Raw genomic sequence first — 16,744 nt, forward strand, 5'->3', positions numbered from 1 at the left:
GAGCGGTAGGTCGCCCGTGGCACACCTCAGTAGGTTTCTCTCCATGGCGGAGTTGCAGGACAGCACCGAGATCACCGCGGACCTCGTCCGTGATCTGTTGCGAGACCAGCACGCGGACCTAGCTGAGCTGCCGCTTCGTGAGGTGGAGGGCGGCTGGGGTAACCAGATGTGGCGCCTCGGGGACGAGCTGGCCGTGCGGATCCAGCGCATGGATACCGACACCGGTCACCAGCTCAATGAGCGCCGGTGGCTGCCGCTGCTCGCATCGCGCCTGCCATTGCCGATCCCTGTCCCGGTGCGAAGTGGTGATCCGTCTGAGCGATTCCCCAAGATGTGGACGGTCATGACGTGGGTGCCGGGCCTTCCGCTGGACCACGGGTCGATCACACGCAGCGAGCACGCGACCGACACCTTGGCGGCGTTCCTCCGGGCGCTGCATGTGGCTGCCCCCACGGATGCACCGCCTGACACGGGCCGTGGTGGGCACCCGAGGGACCTCACGCAGGGCTTCAACTACTTTCTCGAATCCGTGGACGCGGATTCGATCGGCTCTGACGCCGCCGCCCTTCGGGCCGTCTGGAACGACGCCGTTGCGGCTCCCGCGTGGGCGGGGCCGCCGGTGTGGGTGCACAGTGACTTGCATCCGGCGAACGTCGTGATCGCGGACGGGACACTGGCGGGCGTCGTGGACTTCGGCGACCTGTTCGCTGGCGACCCGGCGGTGGACCTAGCGGCCGCGTGGGTGCTGCTGCCGATGGGGGCGGCAGCGCGCTTCTTTGCCGCATACGCCAAGGCCGACGACGCGACGATTCGGCGCGCCCGCGGGCAGGCCGTTCTGAAATGCCTCTTCCTGATGTTGATGGGGCAGAACGGGGACCGCGGTTTGCCCGGCGGCAAGCCGGCGTGGGGTCCGGCGGGCCGGGCGGCGCTCGACCGGGTCCTCAGCGAACGCCTGACACAACTCCACGAGTAGGTCGACGGCATACCAGCTCTCCCGCACGCGAAGCCGCTCGCCTAGCCCCCGGGGCGCATCCGGCTCGATGCCAGACTTCTACCGTGGCGACCGACGACCAGACCAAGAAGCCGACGCAGCCCGAAGCCCCCGATCCCCACCGACGAGGAGTCGATGTGCGCTTTCTCGAACGGCTCGAGGCTGCCCATGCCGAGTCGCAGATGGTCGGCTGGGACTTCTCACGGCTCGACGGCGCTCTCATCGCTGAGGACCCCTGGTGGGACTACGAGACCGACTGCCTGCAAGCGCTGCGTGTCTCCCGGGTCGGGGCTCTTGACCTGGGGACGGGCGGGGGCGAGCGACTGTCAACGCTGCTGGAGTCGCTGTCGCGCGAGTGTGTTCTTCCGCCTCAGGTCGTCGCGTCTGAGGGGTGGCAGCCGAACCTCCCCGTAGCGCGCGCACGCCTCGCGCCCCGGGGCGTAGCCGTACTGAAGTACGACTCGGAGGACGGAGACTCCCTCGATCTCCCCGACCAGAGCCTGGACCTGGTCATGGCCCGACACGAGAGCTACGACGCGGCAGAGGTTGCACGCGTCCTAGTTCCTGGGGGGCGGCTCCTGACACAACAAGTTGATGGATTCGACGCCCCCGAGCTCCACGAGTGGTTCGGGAGCGAGTACCTGCACCCCGACGTCACAGTGGAGATCCACGCGAGTGCCCTCCGCGAAGCGGGGATGCGGATCGACCAGGTCGACACCTGGGAGGGATCGATGACCTTCAGCGATGCCATCGCGCTCGTCACCTACCTCGGCCTTGTCCCGTGGGACGTTCCAGGGTTCATCGTGCAAGAGCACGCTCAGCGCCTCCAGGACCTGGAGGCCTCAGCCCCCATCGCCGTGACGCAGCGCCGGTTCCGCGTTTACGCGACCAGGGAGTAACCCCTCCCTGGGTGACCTTCATCGAAGCTTGATGAGTCCGGCGTTGGTTGGGACGAAGCCGCATGCGTCGAAGTAGAAGCTCCTGAGGTGGTCCTCGAAGTCGACGTGCAGCCATTCGCAGCCCGCGTCGGCGGAATTCTCACTTAAATGATCCACGCCACTCTTAGCGGATGCGATCGAAATCGGAACTGAGCAATGCGACTCCTAAAGCGGGGCCTACATCCGCGTGGCGTCTAGAAAGTACGGTGCGAACACCACCATAGCGATTAACTCCACAGCCGTACCCCGCCTCGCACACACCGCAAGCGATCATTTCCGGACGCGCGGTTAGTTCAGTCCGGAACAGGTGGGCGATGGGTCGAGACGGTGACGGTCGGACTGTCTGGCGTGTTCCACCGGAACAGCACCAGGTGCCACAGGCCAGGGCTCTTGCGCGATGGGTCGATGAGCCCGTGCGCACCGGCGGCGACCAAGACATCGCGGACCTTCCACGATGGCGGGGTCTCCTCAGGGGCGAGGTGCTGCCATGGGGCTGCTGCGTCAGCGGGGTCTACGCCTGCCCTGCTCGTCGCTTCGGCATCGCGTAAATCAACGATGTGTGAAGCCTCTACATCGAGAGCAATGGTCTCTGTCACTACTCCTCGGACCTCGCTGTGGGCGATCATCGCCGCCTGCACGCCTTCGACTGACGCACTCAAATACAGGGTCGGCTGGTTGGGGCGCGAGTAGCGGCCGGCCGAGCGCGAGCCAGCGATCGCGAAGTCGCGATACTGCGGGTCGATTGCCCGGTAGAAGGTCCCGCGAACCGGCGGAGCGAAGATCGAGGCGGTTGCCACTCGTCTAGGCTCCCATGGCGTCAAGGCGCTGACACCCAGCCCCTCCTCCGTCCGGAAACGACAGTTCCGGACGGGCGTTGCCCCAGAACCGATTGTTTTTGTGGGCCGCGCGGCGGCGAAAGTCGTCGACGTCGGGACATGCAGAGGAGGCGCGTTGCGAAACTATGGTCCGAAACGGAAGTGGATGGATCGCCAGCGAATCCGGCGTGCGCCCACGATAGAACCGACGGTGCATCACAGATGAGTCATCGGCACCTGAAGTCATCCATGAATCATATGCGCTTCATTCGTTATTCGAGTAGATATGAATCAGATATGAGCGCATCGAGTTATTCGTTCCGATGCACGGCTGTGTCGATCTGCGCGACGAACGGCGCGATCGTGCGGTCCACGAGCGACTGACGGGCGTCCTGGGGCAGCATGAGGCACTGCACGGTCACGCCGTCGATCATCGCGAAGAGCTGGGCGGCCGCGTCGTCGGAGAGGCCCTGGTCGCCGAACCAGCCACGCAGCTCCTCGTCGAGCCGCGCCGCAGACGTTGCGAGATCCGCATCGACTGCCGAGATCGCGGCGTAGGCGAGCCACACGCGGGCGCGGCGTTCGCGCCGGTCGTCGAGGGGGAGCCACTGCAGCACGACCTCCATGAGGGTGGTGGGCCGTGCGGCTGCGACGTCCGCGAGGAACTGCTCGCCGGCGTGGTCGAAGCCGGCGCGCACGAGCTCGCTCTTGGTGCGGTAGTAGTACTGCACCTGAGCGGGGGACACGCCCGCTGCGGCGGCGACGCTCCGCACGCTCAGCGCACCGACCCCCTGCTCCGCGAGCACGGTCAGCACGCCGTCGAGCAGGTGGGTGACCGCCATCAGTCCTGGGGGCGACCGGGCCGGGTCCGCGACCACACGGTCGCCACGATCTCGACGACCCCGAGCACGGTGAGCACCAGGCCGGTCTGCCGCAGGCCGATGACCGGGGTCTCGACGTCACCGAAGACGGTGAACAGCACCAGCCCCCCGATGATCATGACGATTCCGATGACGAGTTCCCATGTGTGCTTGCTCATCTCGTTCCACCCCTCTGTACGAACGCACTGTACGGTCGTACAGCACGATAGCGCGTCGCGGCGGACGGCGCGCCCCGTGCCCTGCCGGGCCGAGAGCCGCGCCCCCCGACACCGGTTGCGCTGGGTACCGTCAGTCACATGAGCACACATTCCAGCCTCTTGGTCATCGGCGGGAGGTCCGGCGTCGGCAAGTCCTCAGTGGCGTTCGCACTGCATGACCAGCTCGCCGCGGAGCGTGTCCGCCACGCCGTCATCGAGGGTGACGCGCTCGACCTGGCGTGGCCACCACCGTGGGAGGACCACCTCGCGGAGCGCAACCTCGCCGCGGTCTGGTCGAACTATCGCGCCCTGGGCTACGAGCGCCTGATCTTCACCAACACGGTGAGTGTGCTGCACGCTGACGCGCTTGCAGCCGCGATGGGTGTCGGCACCGAGGTCACGGCGGTCCTGCTCACCGCGGCCGACTCGACCGCGCATGCGCGCCTCGCTGGACGTGAGCACGGCGATTCCCTCGCTGCTCACCTCCAGCGGTCGGAGGCTGCCGCGCGCCACCTCGACACGAGCGCTGCATCGCACGTCCACCGTCTGCCAACAGATGGGCGTGACGTCGACTCCCTCGCCGAGGAGATACGGAGACGGTGGCTCACGGCGTGGTCGGCCGAATAGTCCCCGAGGCGGTACGCCATGGTTCGGCGGTTGTCCCGCACTCAGATCGAGAGATGGCCGATGTCGTCCAGCTCGTAGATCGTGCGATTGTGGAAGAAGTCGTCCTCGACGAGCGTCGAGATTCCACCGGGCGTGAAGTGGAAGGCCACCTTCCCCGCAGACTCGAGGGGCATCGCGATCCACGCGGCCAGGACGAACGTGGCGGCCATGCCATGGGTGACCACGACCGCGTGCTCAGCAGGTGATCGCACGATGTCCTCCGTCGCCGCGTAGACCCGGGCCGCCAGGTCCCATTTCGTCTCGGCCCCGGGCAACCCTTCGTCGTGCCGCATCCGCTCACCGACCACCGGTGGCGGGATGAACCTCCTGTCCAGCCAGGCCTGTGGTCGGCCCTCAGCGGCGCCGTACGACTTCTCTCGCAGCCTCGGCTCGAGCGTGAGGTCCGCATCCAGTCGATCGGCGATGCCCTCTGCCGTCTGACGGGTGCGCCGGAGGTCCGAGGTGAGGACGACCGTTGGGGTCCCCTCCGGGATGCGTCTGGCCAGGGCCGCGGCGATAAGACGCGCGTGAGCCTCGCCCCGCTCGGTCAGCGCGGAGTCGAACTGACCACCGACGAGCCGGTCGACGTGGTGTGTGGCCTCGGGGTGTGTGATGACGTACAGCGTCCGCACCGTCGTACCTCCGTGGTCGTGCCACCCACCAGCTGGGCGGCTCGGCCAGACGAGAGTGGCACCCCTGCCGGGTCAGCGGCGGAGTGCATCGAGGACGTCGGCCTCCTGGCCGGTGGCGCGACCGACGACAAGCCCGCAAGTCACCAGGCGAGGACGGCGTCGGGTCGTCACGAGCGCAGGTACGCCAACGTCGCCAGCACCCGCCGGTGCCCGCTGTCGGACGACGCGAGCCCGAGCTTGCTGAAGATGTTGCCGATGTGCTTGCTCACCGCGGCCTCGGACACGACGATCGTGTCCGCGATCCCGGCGTTGTCCATGCCCTGGGCGACGAGCCCGAGCACCTCGCGCTCGCGCGGCGTGAGGGTCCGGATGGGGTCGTCCGTGCCACGTCGGCTGAACAGCTGGGAGATCACCTCGGAGTCCATGACCGTCCCGCCGCCGACGACCTTGCGGAGGGAGTCGACGAACTGCCCGACGTCACCCACGCGCTCCTTGAGCAGGTAGCCCACGCCCTCGGACCCGCCGGCGAGGAGCCGTGACGCGTACCGGTCCTCGACATACGCGGACAGCACGAGCACGGGGAATCCGGGCTTCTCCTCGCGCAGCCGCAGCGCCGTCTGGAGTCCCTCGCTCGTGAACGTCGGCGGCATGCGGACGTCGAGCACCGCGCCGTCGGCCTCCGTCGTCGTGAACGCGTCATAGAGGTCCTCGCCGTTGTCGACGGCGGCGACGACCTCGAAGCCCTCGCTCTGCAGCAGCAGGGTCATGCCGGCGCGCAGCAGCGCGTCGTCCTCGGCGATCAGGATCCGCACGGGAGCTCCACTCGTATTCGGGTCGGCCCACCGGGTGGGCTGGACAGGTGCAGCGCGCCCTCGAACGCCGCGGCACGTCGCGCGATGCCCGCCAGGCCCGTGCCGGACCCGTCGAGCGTCGCACCGCCGCAGCCGTCGTCGAGGACCTCGATGACGAGGACGTCCGCGCCGCGCACGGTCTCGGTGCGCAGGGTGACGTCGATGCTCGTCGCCGCAGCGTACTTCGCGGCATTGGTGAGCACCTCGGCGAGCATGAAGTACGCGGCGGACTCCACGGCGGCCGGGGCGCGGCGCAGCCCGCCGACGTCGAGCGTGCAGGGCACCGGCGCGCGGCTCGTGAGCGACGACGCCGCGCCGCCGAGACCGAGCTCGTCGAGCACCGGCGGGTAGATGTCGTGCACGACGTCACGCAGCCCGGACAGCGCCTGGGTCGCGACGTCCTGCGCGCGCTCCACGAACGGCAGCGCCGCGGCGGGGTCGTTCTCCAGGGCCCGCCTCGCAAGTCCGAGCATCATGACGACCCCGACGAGCTGGTTCTGCGCGCCGTCGTGCAGCTCGCGCTCGATGCGGCGCAGCTCGGCGCCGTGCGCGTCGAGCGCGGCCGCACGGCTCACCGAGAGCGCCTCGACCCGCTCGGACAGCTCGGCCGTCCGGGTGCGACCCAGCAGGAGCACGGTGCTCGCGGACAGGCGCCGCGCCGCCCACGGCACGACGTACCAGGCGAGCGCGCCGTAGGCCGCGCTGAGCAGCAGCGCAAGGAGCGCGGGTCGCCACCCCGTGGGTGGCGGGGTGACGAGCTGCGAGAACGGCAGGACGTCCCGGACGACGGCGGCGTCCGTCCACGACAGGGCGCTCGTGGCGAGGTAGAGGACGACGTTGAACGGCGCGCCGAACGCCAGCACCGCCAGCACGAACGCGAAGAGGATGTGCAGGCCCAGCCAGCCGAGCGCGCGGCGGGTCACCGGCTCGGTGAGGATCCGGATGAGCTCGTCGACGGTGCGCGGATGCCCCGGGGTGGGCGTGCGGGGCGAGACAGCCACCCCGCGGAACCGGCCTGCGCGCTCGAGCGCCGAGCCGGCCAGCCGGTCGAAGGCGGCAGCCCCGCGGGGCACCAGCGACCACCCGATGCCGAACACCGTGAAGGGCAGGACGAGTATCGCGGCAGCACCGAGGGCGAGCGACGCGAGCCAGTACGCACCCTCCACGAGAAGGTACCCCGCAGCCCGGTAACGCACCCGCCACGCGGAGCTGTCGGGGTCGGGGGGGAGAGTCATGTGCCCATCATGCCGGGCACGTCCCGGGCTGTCGGTAGTGCTGGCACCACCATGCGCTCGTGTGCTGGCACCACCCCGGATCGGCCTGCTGGCGCCATCGTTCGGGCGTCCGCGTCTCCGTAGCGTCGTCGTCATGAGCAACGAGGGGCCTCCGGCACCCTCCCGACGTGAGGACCTGCACATGTTCACCGAGACCCACGACCCCGTCACCGCACCACCGACCCTCGCCGTCCAGCTCGAGGGCGTCGTGAAGACCTACGGCTCCGGCGCCAACCCCGTCGTCGCGCTGCGCGGGGTCGACCTCGTCATCCCCACCGGCTCGTTCACCGCGATCATGGGGCCGTCCGGGTCCGGCAAGAGCACCCTGCTGCACTGCGCGGCAGGGCTCGACCGGCCGACCAGCGGACGGATCGTCCTCGGCAGCACCGACATCTCCGGGCTGGCGCCGACGGCGCTCACCCAGTTCCGCCGCGACCACCTCGGGTTCGTCTTCCAGGCGTACAACCTGCTGCCGCACCTCACCGTCGCCCAGAACGTCACCCTGCCGCTCCTGCTCGCCGGCCGTCCGGTCGACGAGGCGTGGTTCCTGGCAGTGACGCGGGCCGTCGGCCTCGCCGAGCTCACCGAGCGTCGCCCGCAGGAGCTGTCCGGCGGCCAGCAGCAGCGGGCCGCCATCGCCCGCGCACTCATCAACCGGCCCGACGCGGTGTTCTGCGACGAGCCGACAGGTGCGCTCGACTCCCGCACCGGACGCCAGGTGCTCGAGCTGCTGCGCGAGACCGCCACCGAGCTGGGCCAGACCGTCGTCATGGTCACCCACGACCCCGTCGCCGCCTCCTACGCCGACCGGGTCCTGTTCCTCGCCGACGGCGAGCTCGTCGGCTCGCTCGACGCACCCGACGCCCAGAGCATCGCCGACCGCATGACGCACCTCGGGGAGTGGTGACCATGAGCACCCAGAAGACCACCCAGCACGGCCTGTCCATGTGGGGCCTCGCCCGGTCCTCCCTCCGCCACAACCGCCGCGGGTTCGCCGGCGTCTTCATCGCCGTGCTGTGCGCCTCGCTCCTCGTCACCGCCCTCGGGGTGCTCCTCGAGTCCGGCATCCGGGGCGGGACCCAGCCCGACCGCCTCGCCGGCGCCGACGTCGTCGTCGGCGCCCCCCAGTCGCTGCCCGTCCCGGGCGACATGGCCGAGGCCTTCCCCGAGCGCGTCGCCGTCCCGGAGAGCACCATCGCCGAGATCGCCGCGGTCGACGGCGTCGAGCGGGCCGTGGGGGACATCAGCGTCCCGCTCACCACGGAGTCCGACGCCCCGGTCGACGCGCACGGCTGGAGCTCCGCGGAGCTCACCCCGTACACGCTCACCGCCGGCAGCGAGCCGCAGAAGCCCGGCGACGTCATCGTCGACGACTCGTTCGGCGTCACGCCGGGGGAGACCCTCACCCTCGCCCACGGCGGCACCGCGACGCAGTACTCCGTCGTGGGCACCGTTGAGGGCGGGGCCGACGGTCCGCGCGGCGTCGCCGAGAGCGACGAGCCGGTCCGCACCGTGTTCCTCACCGACGCTGCCGCCGCGGAGCTGTCGCCCCGCGAGGGCCACGTCGCGATGGTCGGTGTCATCGCCCAGGACGGCGTCGACGCCGAGCAGCTCGCGGACGACATCACCGCCGCCGTCAGCGGGGTCGACGTCTACACCGGGGACCGCCGCGGGGACATCGAGACCATGGGCGCGTTCGGCGCTCGCGGGATGCTCACGGCACTCAGTGCGTCGTTCGCCGGGACGGCGCTGCTCATCGCGGTGTTCGTCGTCGCGAACACCCTCGCCCTGTCCGTCGCGCAGCGGCGCCGGGACTTCGCGCTCCTCAAGGCGGTCGGCACCACCCGTGGCCAGATCCACGGGATGATCGCCCGCGAGGTGCTCCTCGTGGCCGTCGTCGCCGCGGTCCTCGGTTCCGTCCCCGGGTACTGGCTCGCGTCGTTCCTGGGTGAGCAGTTCGCCAAGGGCGGGATCATCCCGGAGTCGTTCGTGCTCGTCCGCTCGCCGTTCCCCGCCCTCGCAGCCATCCTGCTCAGCGTCATCACGGCCCTCGGTGCTGCTGCGGTGGCCGCTCGCCGGCCCGCCGCGATCGAGCCCGTGGACGCCCTGCGGGAGTCCGCGGTCGAGACGCCGGTGCTGGGCCGCGGACGCATCATCACGAGCCTCGTGCTCTTCGCTCTCGGGCTCGGTGGATCCATCTCACCGTTGTTCCTCCCCGGGCTCAGCGGCATGCTCGTCGTCGGCAGCTCCGCGCTCGTCCTCGTCATCGCCGCAGGGCTCGCCGGCCCGTGGATCGTCGAGCGCGTGCTGCACGTCCTCGGTCCGGTGCTGCGGCGCAGCCGGTCGGCGTCCGTCGTCCTCGCCGACGCGAACGCCCGCGGCTACACGCGGCGCCTGAGCGCCGCAGTGGTGCCGCTCGCCCTGGCGATCACGCTCGGCTCCGTCCAGATGTTCACACCGACGACGGTCTCGGCCGAGGCGGGCCGGCAGTCGGCCGACGGCACGGTCGCCGACCTCGTGGTCGCGGCACCTGCCTCCGGGATCTCCGACACCATGGCCGCGGAGGTCGCCGCTCTGCCGGGGGTGGACGCGGTCAACGCCATCTCGACGTCGGGGGCCCTCGTGATCACGGACGTCATCGACGGCGAGGCGATGGTCGGTCAGCTCGGCGTCCAGGGTGTCGATGCCGAGGCGATGGAGGCCACCCTCGACCTCGACGTCACGAGCGGGGACGTGACGCGGGTCAGCGAGCCCGGCACGGTCGCGCTGAGCACCGACGCCGCGCGCTCGCTCGGGGCCCGGGAGGGCGAGGAGGTCACGTTCCACCTCGGCGACGGCACCCTGACGACCTCGACCGTCGTCGCGATCTACGAGCGGGGCCTGGGCTTCGGCGACGTGACGATGTCCGGTACGGAGCTGCGGGCGCACACGACGACCGGGCTCTCCGAGTACCTCCTCGTGGCGACGTCCGCACCGCAGGACGTCCGGGCGGCCGTGGCTGACCTGGGGCTCGTGTCCCAGAGCAAGGCCGAGCTCGCCGCCGCTGCGGGCGACGTCAACGCCGGCGAGGACTGGGTCTCGCTCCTCATCCTCCTGGTGATCCTCGGGTACGTCGGCCTCGCGGTCGTCAACACGCTCGTCATGGCCACGGCGGAACGGCGTCGGGAGTTCGACCTCCTGCGGCTCATCGGTTCCACGGACCGCCAGGTGCGCCGGATGACGGCCGTCGAGTCGCTGCTCGTCGTCGGTATCGCCGTGGTGCTCGGGACGGCGATCGCGATCCCGCCGCTGGCGGGGATCGCCCTGGGGGTGAGCGGTCAGCCGTTCCCGACGATCTCGCCCGTCCCGTACCTGCTCCTCGCCGGGGTGACCGTGGTGCTCGGAGTGGCCTCGATCGCCATCCCCACCCGGATGGCCCTGCGCGCCCCGCTCGGTGGGTAGCGCGGTGTGAGGAGCTCCCGCGGGTGGTGGGTCCAGGCCCACCACCCGCGGGAGCGGGCAGGTCCAGGTGGTCCAGATATCGTGCCCGGAAGGGGGTGGAGTGACGTGAACGTCCTTGCGAAGGTATACCCCCGGGGGTATGTTGGAGACATGCACCAGACACCTGACAGCACCCCGCGCCGCATCGTCATCGTCGGGGGCGTCGCCGGTGGCATGAGTGCCGCCGCCCGCGCCCGCCGCCTCGACGAGTCGGCCTCGATCACCGTCCTCGAGCAGACCGACTACGTGTCCTTCGCCAACTGCGGACTCCCGTACCACCTGTCCGGCGAGATCGCGGACCGCTCGTCCCTGCTGCTGCACACCCCGGAGACCCTGTGGGCCGCGCTCGCGCTCGACGTCCGCACCGGCAGCCGGGTCGTCGCCATCGACCGCACAGCCCGCACCGTCACCGTCGAGGCCCACGGGGCGACCGAGGAGCTCGGCTACGACGCCCTCCTGCTCGCCCCCGGCGCCGTGCCCGTCGTCCCGCCCGTCGAGGGCCTCGACCACCCTGCCGTGCACGCGCTGCGCACCGTGCCGGACCTCGACGCCCTCATGGCTGCCGCAGACCGCCTGCCCACCGATGCCCCGCGCCGGGCCGTCGTCGTCGGCGCCGGCTTCATCGGCCTCGAGGCCGTCGAGGCGCTCGTCGCCCGCGGGATGCAGGTCGACCTCGTCGAGCTCGCCGACCACGTGCTCCCGCCGCTCGACGCCGAGCTCGCGCCCGTGCTGTCCGCTGAGCTGCGCGCGCACGGCGTCGGCCTGCACCTCGCCGTCTCCGCGACACGCGTCGCGCCCGACGGTGCCCGGGGTGTGCGCGTGGCGCTCTCCGACGGCACCGAGATCGCCGCCGACCTCGTCGTCGTCAACGTCGGCGTCCGCCCCGCGAGCGACCTCGCGCGGGCCGCGGGCCTCGACCTCGGGCCGCGCGGAGAGATCCTCATCGACGCCGACCAGCGCACGAGCGACCCGCACATCTGGGCCGTCGGGGACGCCGTCGGCGTCGTCCGCGCCGTCACCGGCGAGGTCGCCCCGGTGCCCCTCGCCGGCCCGGCCAACCGCCAGGGCCGTCGCGCGGCCGACTCGATGCTCGGCCACCGCACGACCCCGCAGGCGCCCGTGCTCGGCACCGCGATCGTGCGCGTCTTCGGTCAGACCGCCGCCGTCACCGGCGCGAGCCGGGCGTCGCTGCAGCGAGCAGGCATTGACCACGAGGTCGTCCGCATCCACCCCGCCCACCACGCCGGGTACTTCCCCGGGGCGGAGCAGGTGCACATCCTCGCGACGTTCGCCCGCGACGGCCGGCTCCTCGGCGCCCACGCGGTGGGGCGTGACGGGGTCGACAAGCGGATCGACGTCCTCGCCACCGCGCTGCGCGCGGGGATGACCGCGGACGACCTCGCCGAGCTCGAGCTCGCCTACGCCCCGCCCTACGGCTCGGCGAAGGACCCCGTGAACATGCTCGGCTTCGTCGCGCAGAACGTCCTCGACGGCACCCTGCCCCAGTGGCACCCCGGCGACCGCGACGAGGTCCGCCGCAGCACCCTCGTCCTCGACGTCCGCTCCCGGGCGGAGTACGAGCAGGGCCACCTCGACGAGTCGCTCAACATCCCGCACACCGAGCTGCGGGAGCGCGTCGAGGAGGTCCGCGCGGCCGCCGCAGGGCGCCCGGTGAGCGTGCACTGCGCCAGCGGTGTGCGGTCCTACATCGCCACCCGCGTCCTGCTCGCAGCAGGCCTCGACGCCCGCAACCTCTCCGGCGGCTGGATCAGCCTGACGACCGCCCACCCGGAGCTCGCCCGCCCCGAGCTCGACGTCCGCCAGCACGCCGACGGCGCCGCGCGCCACTGACCGATACCTGATCGACCGCGGCCGGGTCCCGGCCACGCGACACCACTAGAAGGAGAACCACCATGTGCAGTCCCATCCGTTGCACCACCTGCGGCAAGGTCACCTGGACCGGCTGCGGCATGCACGTCGACGACGTCATGGCGACCGTGCCCGAGGACCAGCAGTGCACATGCCACTGACCACCACGACGCCCACCGGCGTCGGTGACCCCGAGGGACACGTCATGACCTACGCCCTGACCATCACCACCCACCTCGACCACCCCACGGCCCTCGCCACCGTCCGGCGGGCCCTGGCCGAGAACGGCTTCGGCATCGTCACCGAGCTCGACCTCGGCGCGACCCTGAAGAACGCCCTCGACGTCGACGTCCCCCGCCAGGTGGTGCTCGGCGCCTGCAACCCCGTGCTGGCGCACCAGGCGCTGCAGCGCGAACCGAGCATCGGGCTGCTCCTGCCGTGCAACGTCGTCGTCCGTGACGGTGACGACGGGCAGACGGTGGTCGAGGCCCTCGACCCCTCCGCGATGGTCGTCCTCACGGACAACCCCGCCCTGCGGGCCGTCACCGAGGACGCCACCAAGCGCCTGCGTGCTGCCCTGACGAGCGTCCGCGCCGCCTGAACGACCCGCGCCGCCTGAACGACCCGCGTCGGACGGCTACGCCCCGTAGCATGAGCCCGGCCCAACCGAGGAGGACCCCGTGGAACTCGACCGCGACGAGATGATCAAGGTGAGCAACCGCCTCAAGCGTGCACAGGGCCAGCTGGCCGGGGTCATCCGGATGCTCGACGAGGGCAAGGACTGCGAGGACATCGTCACCCAGCTCTCCGCCGTCTCCCGGGCCCTCGACCGCGCCGGGTTCGCCATGATCGCCTCCGGGATGCGCCAGTGCCTCGTCGCGGAGCCCGGCGCCGAGACGCCGTCGCTCGACGTCGCCAAGCTCGAGAAGCTCTTCCTCTCCCTCGCCTGACGGCCGACCCGCGAGGCCCTGGCGCGAGCGGCTGCCCGTCCGGTCGTCGTGTCACTACGCTGAGCGCACACCGTCGCGACGGCGCGGAGACGAGGAGCGAGGGCGATGGCACGGACACGATCCACGACGAGCGAACCATCGCTCGTCCACTTCGCCGACGGCCAGGTAGCCGTCGAGGCGCCCTGGGGGAGGCTCACCGTCGCGTGGCTCGTCGACACCCTCCTCGTCTGGGTGGTCGCCATCCCCATCATGGTGGCCTTCGTGGGGGTGACGGGCCCCGAGACAGCGGGCGCGCTGCCCGTCCTGTGCCTCCCCCTGACCCTCGTCGTGTACGGCATGGCGACCGGTCACCGACGGTCTGTCGGGCAACGACTGACCGGCCTGTGCACGTTGAGGGTCGCGGACGGCTCGGTCCCCGGCGTGTGGCGCGCAGCCTGGGTGATGGTCGCGCGCCTCCTGCTCATGCCGTTCGTTGCCATCCTCGAGCTGCTTTCGCTCCTCGCTCTTGACGGCGGAGGCGTCGACGGCACGATCAGGCACGTCTCGATCGACGTCCGGGCGACGGCGCGACTCCGGGCCGGCGAGGTCGCTGGGAGGATGACGGGATGAAGATCTCGCGCCGCGCCCAGGTCCCCGCGTTCGCCGTCATGGAGGTCCTCGCCGCCGCCAACGCCCGACGCGCGGCAGGGGAGTCGGTGCTCAACCTCTGCGCGGGGGAGCCCTCCACGGGAGCGTCGGAGGCCGTGCGGCACCGCGCGATCGACCTGCTCACCGCGGGCGACCTCGGGTACACGGAGGCGATGGGCGCCCCGGCGCTCCGGCAGGCCATCGCCGACCACTACGGCCGCTGGTACGACGTCGAGGTGTCGCCCGCGCAGGTCGCCGTCACCACCGGGTCGTCCGGCGGGTTCATGCTCGCGTTCCTCGCCGCGTTCGACGTCGGCGACCGCGTCGCCCTCGCCCGCCCCGGCTACCCCGCGTACCGGAACATCCTCACGTCGCTCGGGTGCGAGGTCGTCGAGCTCGACTGCGGCCCCGAGACCCGCTACCAGCCGACCATCTCCCAGCTCCAGCAGGCCTACTACGAGGGCGGGCTCGACGGCGTCGTCGTCGCCAGCCCTGCCAACCCGACGGGCACGATGATCCCCGCGGACGACCTCGCGGCGCTCGCCGCCTGGTGCACGGAGTACGACGTCCGCCTCATCAGCGACGAGATCTACCACGGCATCACCTACGGCGACGAGGTGGCGGGACCCGGTGAGGCCGCCACCGCCCCCCAGGTCGCGACCGTCGCGTCCTCCCTCGCTGGCGGGCACGTCGTCGTCAACTCGTTCTCGAAGTACTGGGCGATGACCGGCTGGCGGCTCGGGTGGCTGCTCCTGCCGCCGGACCTCGTCGGGCCCGTCGATGCGCTCGCGAGCAACGTGTCGCTGTGCCCGCCGGCCCTCGCGCAGCACGCCGGAGTGGCTGCTTTCAGCGACGAGGGTTACGCGGCGGCCCGGCAGAACGTCGAGCAGTACGCCGTCTCCCGGCAGCTCGTCCTCGACCGGTTGGACGACCTCGGCTGGGAGACCGTCGCGCCCGCCGACGGCGCGTTCTACATCTACGCGAACATCGCCGCCTCCGGCATCGACTCCGTGACGTGGTGCGAGCGGCTCCTCACCGAGACCGGCGTGGCCCTCACCCCGGGCACCGACTTCGACACCGTGCACGGGCGCGACTGGGTGCGGCTGTCGTTCGCGGCCGCACCGGAGACCGTCGCGGAAGCGGTGGACCGGATCGTCGCGTGGCAGGGCGGCCTGTCCCGCAGAGCCTGACGACGAGTCGGGTGATCCGTCCGACTCGTCATCGGACCCCGCCCGCGGGCTCCCGACGTGCCCCGGCGGTATGTCAGGCTGGATGCATCACCTTTCCTCAGGCCGCGCGAGCTGCCTGAAAGTCATGCCGTCTGGACCCCTGTGCAGTCGAGAGGACCCCATCCAGTGAACCTGCTCCGCCCGACCATCGACTTCGGCCGAGGCGCCCTCATCGGGACCGTCGAGATCATCCCGGGAGTGAGCGGCGGCACCGTCGCGCTCATCGTGGGGATCTACGACGACCTCATCGAGTCGGCAGGGAGCCTCGTGCGTGGGGTGGTCCGTGGAGCGATCGATGTCACCCAGGGCCGCGGCACAGACCGGGCACGTGCCCACCTGCGGGACGTCCGCTGGAGCATCGTGGTGCCGGCCGGCATCGGGATGCTCCTGGCCATCGTCGTGGCGTCCGCCCTCCTCGGCCCCCTCATCGAGTCCCACCCGGTCGAGACGCGTGCGGTGTTCGCCGGCCTCATCGCTGCGTCGATCATCGTGCCCGCCCGGATGATCGGTGGGCGGTGGGCCGCACGGGACTATGCGGTCGCCGCGCTCGCGGCGCTCGCGGCGTTCCTCCTCACGAGCATCCCCGCGATCAGCCCCATCGAGCCGTCACGCTGGCTCGTCGCCCTCGCCGCGGCCGTCGCCGTGTGCGCGCTCGTGCTGCCCGGCGTGTCCGGGTCGTTCATCCTGCTCACGGTCGGCATGTACGAGCCGACGCTCGCCGCCGTGAACGACCGCGACCTCGCCTACCTCGGCGTGTTCGTGCTCGGCGCCATCGTCGGCCTGAGCATCTTCGTCTCCGGGCTGCAGTGGCTGCTCGAGCACCGGCGGCGCCTCACCCTGACGATCATGACGGGTCTCATGGTCGGTTCCTTGCGCGCGCTGTGGCCGTGGCAGACCGAGGACGGCGGGGTGCAGGCCCCCGACGGTGACGTGCTGCCCGTCGTCCTGCTCTTCCTCGCGGGCGTCGCGGGCGTTGCCGCGCTCATCGTCGTCGAGTCACAGCTCGTGCGGCGGCGCCTCGCGACGGGGGACGACGTCCTTGACCCGGAGGTCGCGCAGGACGACGCGTGACCAGGCGTTCCACGTGGCGGGTCCCCCCGGTACGCTGACCCCCTAACCACATATCGCGCTGCTCGAACCGCGGCGGGAGAGCCCTGACCCCGCTTCCCGCACACGTCAGGCGCCGAAGGAGCAAACCCTCCCCGGGAAACTCTCAGGCCCACGTACCGCCACGGCGAGGCAACTCTGAACAGCAGGCGCGCAGCCCCTCGTGGTCGCTGCGCACCTCACCGAAGGGGCAAGCCCGTGCGCACGAGGCGCGGGCCAAACTCTCAGGTCGACACT

General features: G+C 71.0%; 17 protein-coding genes and 1 riboswitch. Of the genes, 11 read left to right on the plus strand and 6 right to left on the minus strand.

What is annotated here, in order from left to right; genetic code table 11:
- Positions 1–43: 43 nt before the first annotated feature.
- Both AC2AXK_RS03420 and AC2AXK_RS03425 read left to right on the plus strand, forming a co-directional pair.
- Positions 44–973: an aminoglycoside phosphotransferase family protein gene (locus AC2AXK_RS03420; RefSeq protein WP_484343930.1), complete on the plus strand. Its 930-nt coding sequence runs from the start codon at positions 44–46 to the stop codon at positions 971–973.
- Positions 974–1,056: 83 nt separating this feature from the next.
- Positions 1,057–1,890 carry a class I SAM-dependent methyltransferase gene (locus AC2AXK_RS03425; RefSeq protein ID WP_484343931.1) on the plus strand — a complete coding sequence of 278 codons (834 nt, stop codon included), beginning with the start codon at positions 1,057–1,059 and terminating at the stop codon, positions 1,888–1,890.
- Positions 1,891–2,222: 332 nt separating this feature from the next.
- On the opposite strand, the gene AC2AXK_RS03430 is transcribed toward AC2AXK_RS03425, so the two are convergent.
- The 3 genes from AC2AXK_RS03430 to AC2AXK_RS03440 all read right to left on the minus strand — a co-directional run bounded on the left by AC2AXK_RS03430 (position 2,223) and on the right by AC2AXK_RS03440 (position 3,783).
- A complete protein-coding gene (locus AC2AXK_RS03430; RefSeq protein WP_484343932.1) occupies positions 2,223–2,726 on the minus strand; it encodes an RES family NAD+ phosphorylase in 504 nt (167 codons plus the stop codon).
- Positions 2,727–3,055: 329 nt separating this feature from the next.
- Complete coding sequence (locus tag AC2AXK_RS03435) at positions 3,056–3,586, minus strand: TetR/AcrR family transcriptional regulator (RefSeq protein ID WP_484343933.1); 531 nt, start codon at positions 3,584–3,586, stop codon at positions 3,056–3,058.
- Entirely contained in the window at positions 3,586–3,783 is a 198-nt protein-coding gene (locus AC2AXK_RS03440; protein ID WP_484343934.1) for a DUF5708 family protein, read from the minus strand. Before AC2AXK_RS03440 ends, AC2AXK_RS03435 begins: the two co-directional genes overlap by 1 nt.
- Positions 3,784–3,921: 138 nt before the next feature.
- Here AC2AXK_RS03440 and AC2AXK_RS03445 point away from each other — a divergent pair, with 138 nt between their 5' ends.
- Positions 3,922–4,449: an ATPase gene (locus tag AC2AXK_RS03445; protein WP_484343935.1), complete on the plus strand. Its 528-nt coding sequence runs from the start codon at positions 3,922–3,924 to the stop codon at positions 4,447–4,449.
- A 41-nt stretch (positions 4,450–4,490) separates the two neighbouring features.
- On the opposite strand, the gene AC2AXK_RS03450 is transcribed toward AC2AXK_RS03445, so the two are convergent.
- From AC2AXK_RS03450 to AC2AXK_RS03460, 3 genes are all read right to left on the minus strand, one after another.
- A complete protein-coding gene (locus AC2AXK_RS03450) occupies positions 4,491–5,120 on the minus strand; it encodes a histidine phosphatase family protein (RefSeq protein WP_484343936.1) in 630 nt (209 codons plus the stop codon).
- A gap of 167 nt (positions 5,121–5,287) precedes the next feature.
- Complete coding sequence (locus tag AC2AXK_RS03455; protein ID WP_484343937.1) at positions 5,288–5,932, minus strand: response regulator; 645 nt, start codon at positions 5,930–5,932, stop codon at positions 5,288–5,290.
- A complete protein-coding gene (locus AC2AXK_RS03460; RefSeq protein WP_484343938.1) occupies positions 5,920–7,206 on the minus strand; it encodes a sensor histidine kinase in 1,287 nt (428 codons plus the stop codon). Before AC2AXK_RS03460 ends, AC2AXK_RS03455 begins: the two co-directional genes overlap by 13 nt.
- Positions 7,207–7,387: 181 nt before the next feature.
- Here AC2AXK_RS03460 and AC2AXK_RS03465 point away from each other — a divergent pair, with 181 nt between their 5' ends.
- From AC2AXK_RS03465 to AC2AXK_RS03500, 8 genes are all read left to right on the plus strand, one after another.
- Complete coding sequence (locus AC2AXK_RS03465; RefSeq protein ID WP_484344245.1) at positions 7,388–8,152, plus strand: ABC transporter ATP-binding protein; 765 nt, start codon at positions 7,388–7,390, stop codon at positions 8,150–8,152.
- 2 nt (positions 8,153–8,154) lie between these two features.
- Positions 8,155–10,686 (plus strand): FtsX-like permease family protein, encoded by a 2,532-nt coding sequence (locus AC2AXK_RS03470; RefSeq protein ID WP_484343939.1) that lies wholly within the window; start codon positions 8,155–8,157, stop codon positions 10,684–10,686.
- Positions 10,687–10,836: 150 nt separating this feature from the next.
- On the plus strand, positions 10,837–12,576 hold the full coding sequence (locus AC2AXK_RS03475) for an FAD-dependent oxidoreductase (RefSeq protein ID WP_484343940.1): 1,740 nt from the start codon (positions 10,837–10,839) through the stop codon (positions 12,574–12,576).
- Between the two features lie 169 nt (positions 12,577–12,745).
- Entirely contained in the window at positions 12,746–13,195 is a 450-nt protein-coding gene (locus tag AC2AXK_RS03480) for a DUF302 domain-containing protein (RefSeq protein ID WP_484343941.1), read from the plus strand.
- A 79-nt stretch (positions 13,196–13,274) separates the two neighbouring features.
- Positions 13,275–13,544 (plus strand): metal-sensitive transcriptional regulator, encoded by a 270-nt coding sequence (locus tag AC2AXK_RS03485; RefSeq protein WP_484343942.1) that lies wholly within the window; start codon positions 13,275–13,277, stop codon positions 13,542–13,544.
- A gap of 105 nt (positions 13,545–13,649) precedes the next feature.
- On the plus strand, positions 13,650–14,153 hold the full coding sequence (locus tag AC2AXK_RS03490; RefSeq protein ID WP_484343943.1) for an RDD family protein: 504 nt from the start codon (positions 13,650–13,652) through the stop codon (positions 14,151–14,153).
- The gene (locus tag AC2AXK_RS03495) at positions 14,150–15,361 is read left to right on the plus strand and encodes a pyridoxal phosphate-dependent aminotransferase (RefSeq protein WP_484343944.1); all 1,212 of its coding nucleotides are present in this window, start codon (positions 14,150–14,152) and stop codon (positions 15,359–15,361) included. Before AC2AXK_RS03490 ends, AC2AXK_RS03495 begins: the two co-directional genes overlap by 4 nt.
- A 165-nt stretch (positions 15,362–15,526) precedes the next feature.
- Positions 15,527–16,471, plus strand: a complete 945-nt coding sequence (locus AC2AXK_RS03500; protein ID WP_484343945.1) for a DUF368 domain-containing protein — start codon at positions 15,527–15,529, stop codon at positions 16,469–16,471.
- Positions 16,472–16,534: 63 nt separating this feature from the next.
- Positions 16,535–16,639: riboswitch (glycine riboswitch) on the plus strand.
- Positions 16,640–16,744: the final 105 nt, after the last annotated feature.

The sequence above is a fragment of the Sanguibacter sp. Z6_81 genome (assembly GCF_057180625.1).

Coding starts and splice junctions, on each gene's coding strand:
- AC2AXK_RS03480 (WP_484343941.1), top strand. CDS start 12,746: ATGCCACTGACCACCACGACGCCCACCGGCGTCGGTGACCCCGAGGGA.
- AC2AXK_RS03465 (WP_484344245.1), top strand. CDS start 7,388: ATGTTCACCGAGACCCACGACCCCGTCACCGCACCACCGACCCTCGCC.
- AC2AXK_RS03435 (WP_484343933.1), bottom strand. CDS start 3,586: ATGGCGGTCACCCACCTGCTCGACGGCGTGCTGACCGTGCTCGCGGAG.
- AC2AXK_RS03445 (WP_484343935.1), top strand. CDS start 3,922: ATGAGCACACATTCCAGCCTCTTGGTCATCGGCGGGAGGTCCGGCGTC.
- AC2AXK_RS03470 (WP_484343939.1), top strand. CDS start 8,155: ATGAGCACCCAGAAGACCACCCAGCACGGCCTGTCCATGTGGGGCCTC.
- AC2AXK_RS03495 (WP_484343944.1), top strand. CDS start 14,150: ATGAAGATCTCGCGCCGCGCCCAGGTCCCCGCGTTCGCCGTCATGGAG.
- AC2AXK_RS03490 (WP_484343943.1), top strand. CDS start 13,650: ATGGCACGGACACGATCCACGACGAGCGAACCATCGCTCGTCCACTTC.
- AC2AXK_RS03440 (WP_484343934.1), bottom strand. CDS start 3,783: ATGAGCAAGCACACATGGGAACTCGTCATCGGAATCGTCATGATCATC.
- AC2AXK_RS03420 (WP_484343930.1), top strand. CDS start 44: ATGGCGGAGTTGCAGGACAGCACCGAGATCACCGCGGACCTCGTCCGT.
- AC2AXK_RS03460 (WP_484343938.1), bottom strand. CDS start 7,206: ATGACTCTCCCCCCCGACCCCGACAGCTCCGCGTGGCGGGTGCGTTAC.
- AC2AXK_RS03475 (WP_484343940.1), top strand. CDS start 10,837: ATGCACCAGACACCTGACAGCACCCCGCGCCGCATCGTCATCGTCGGG.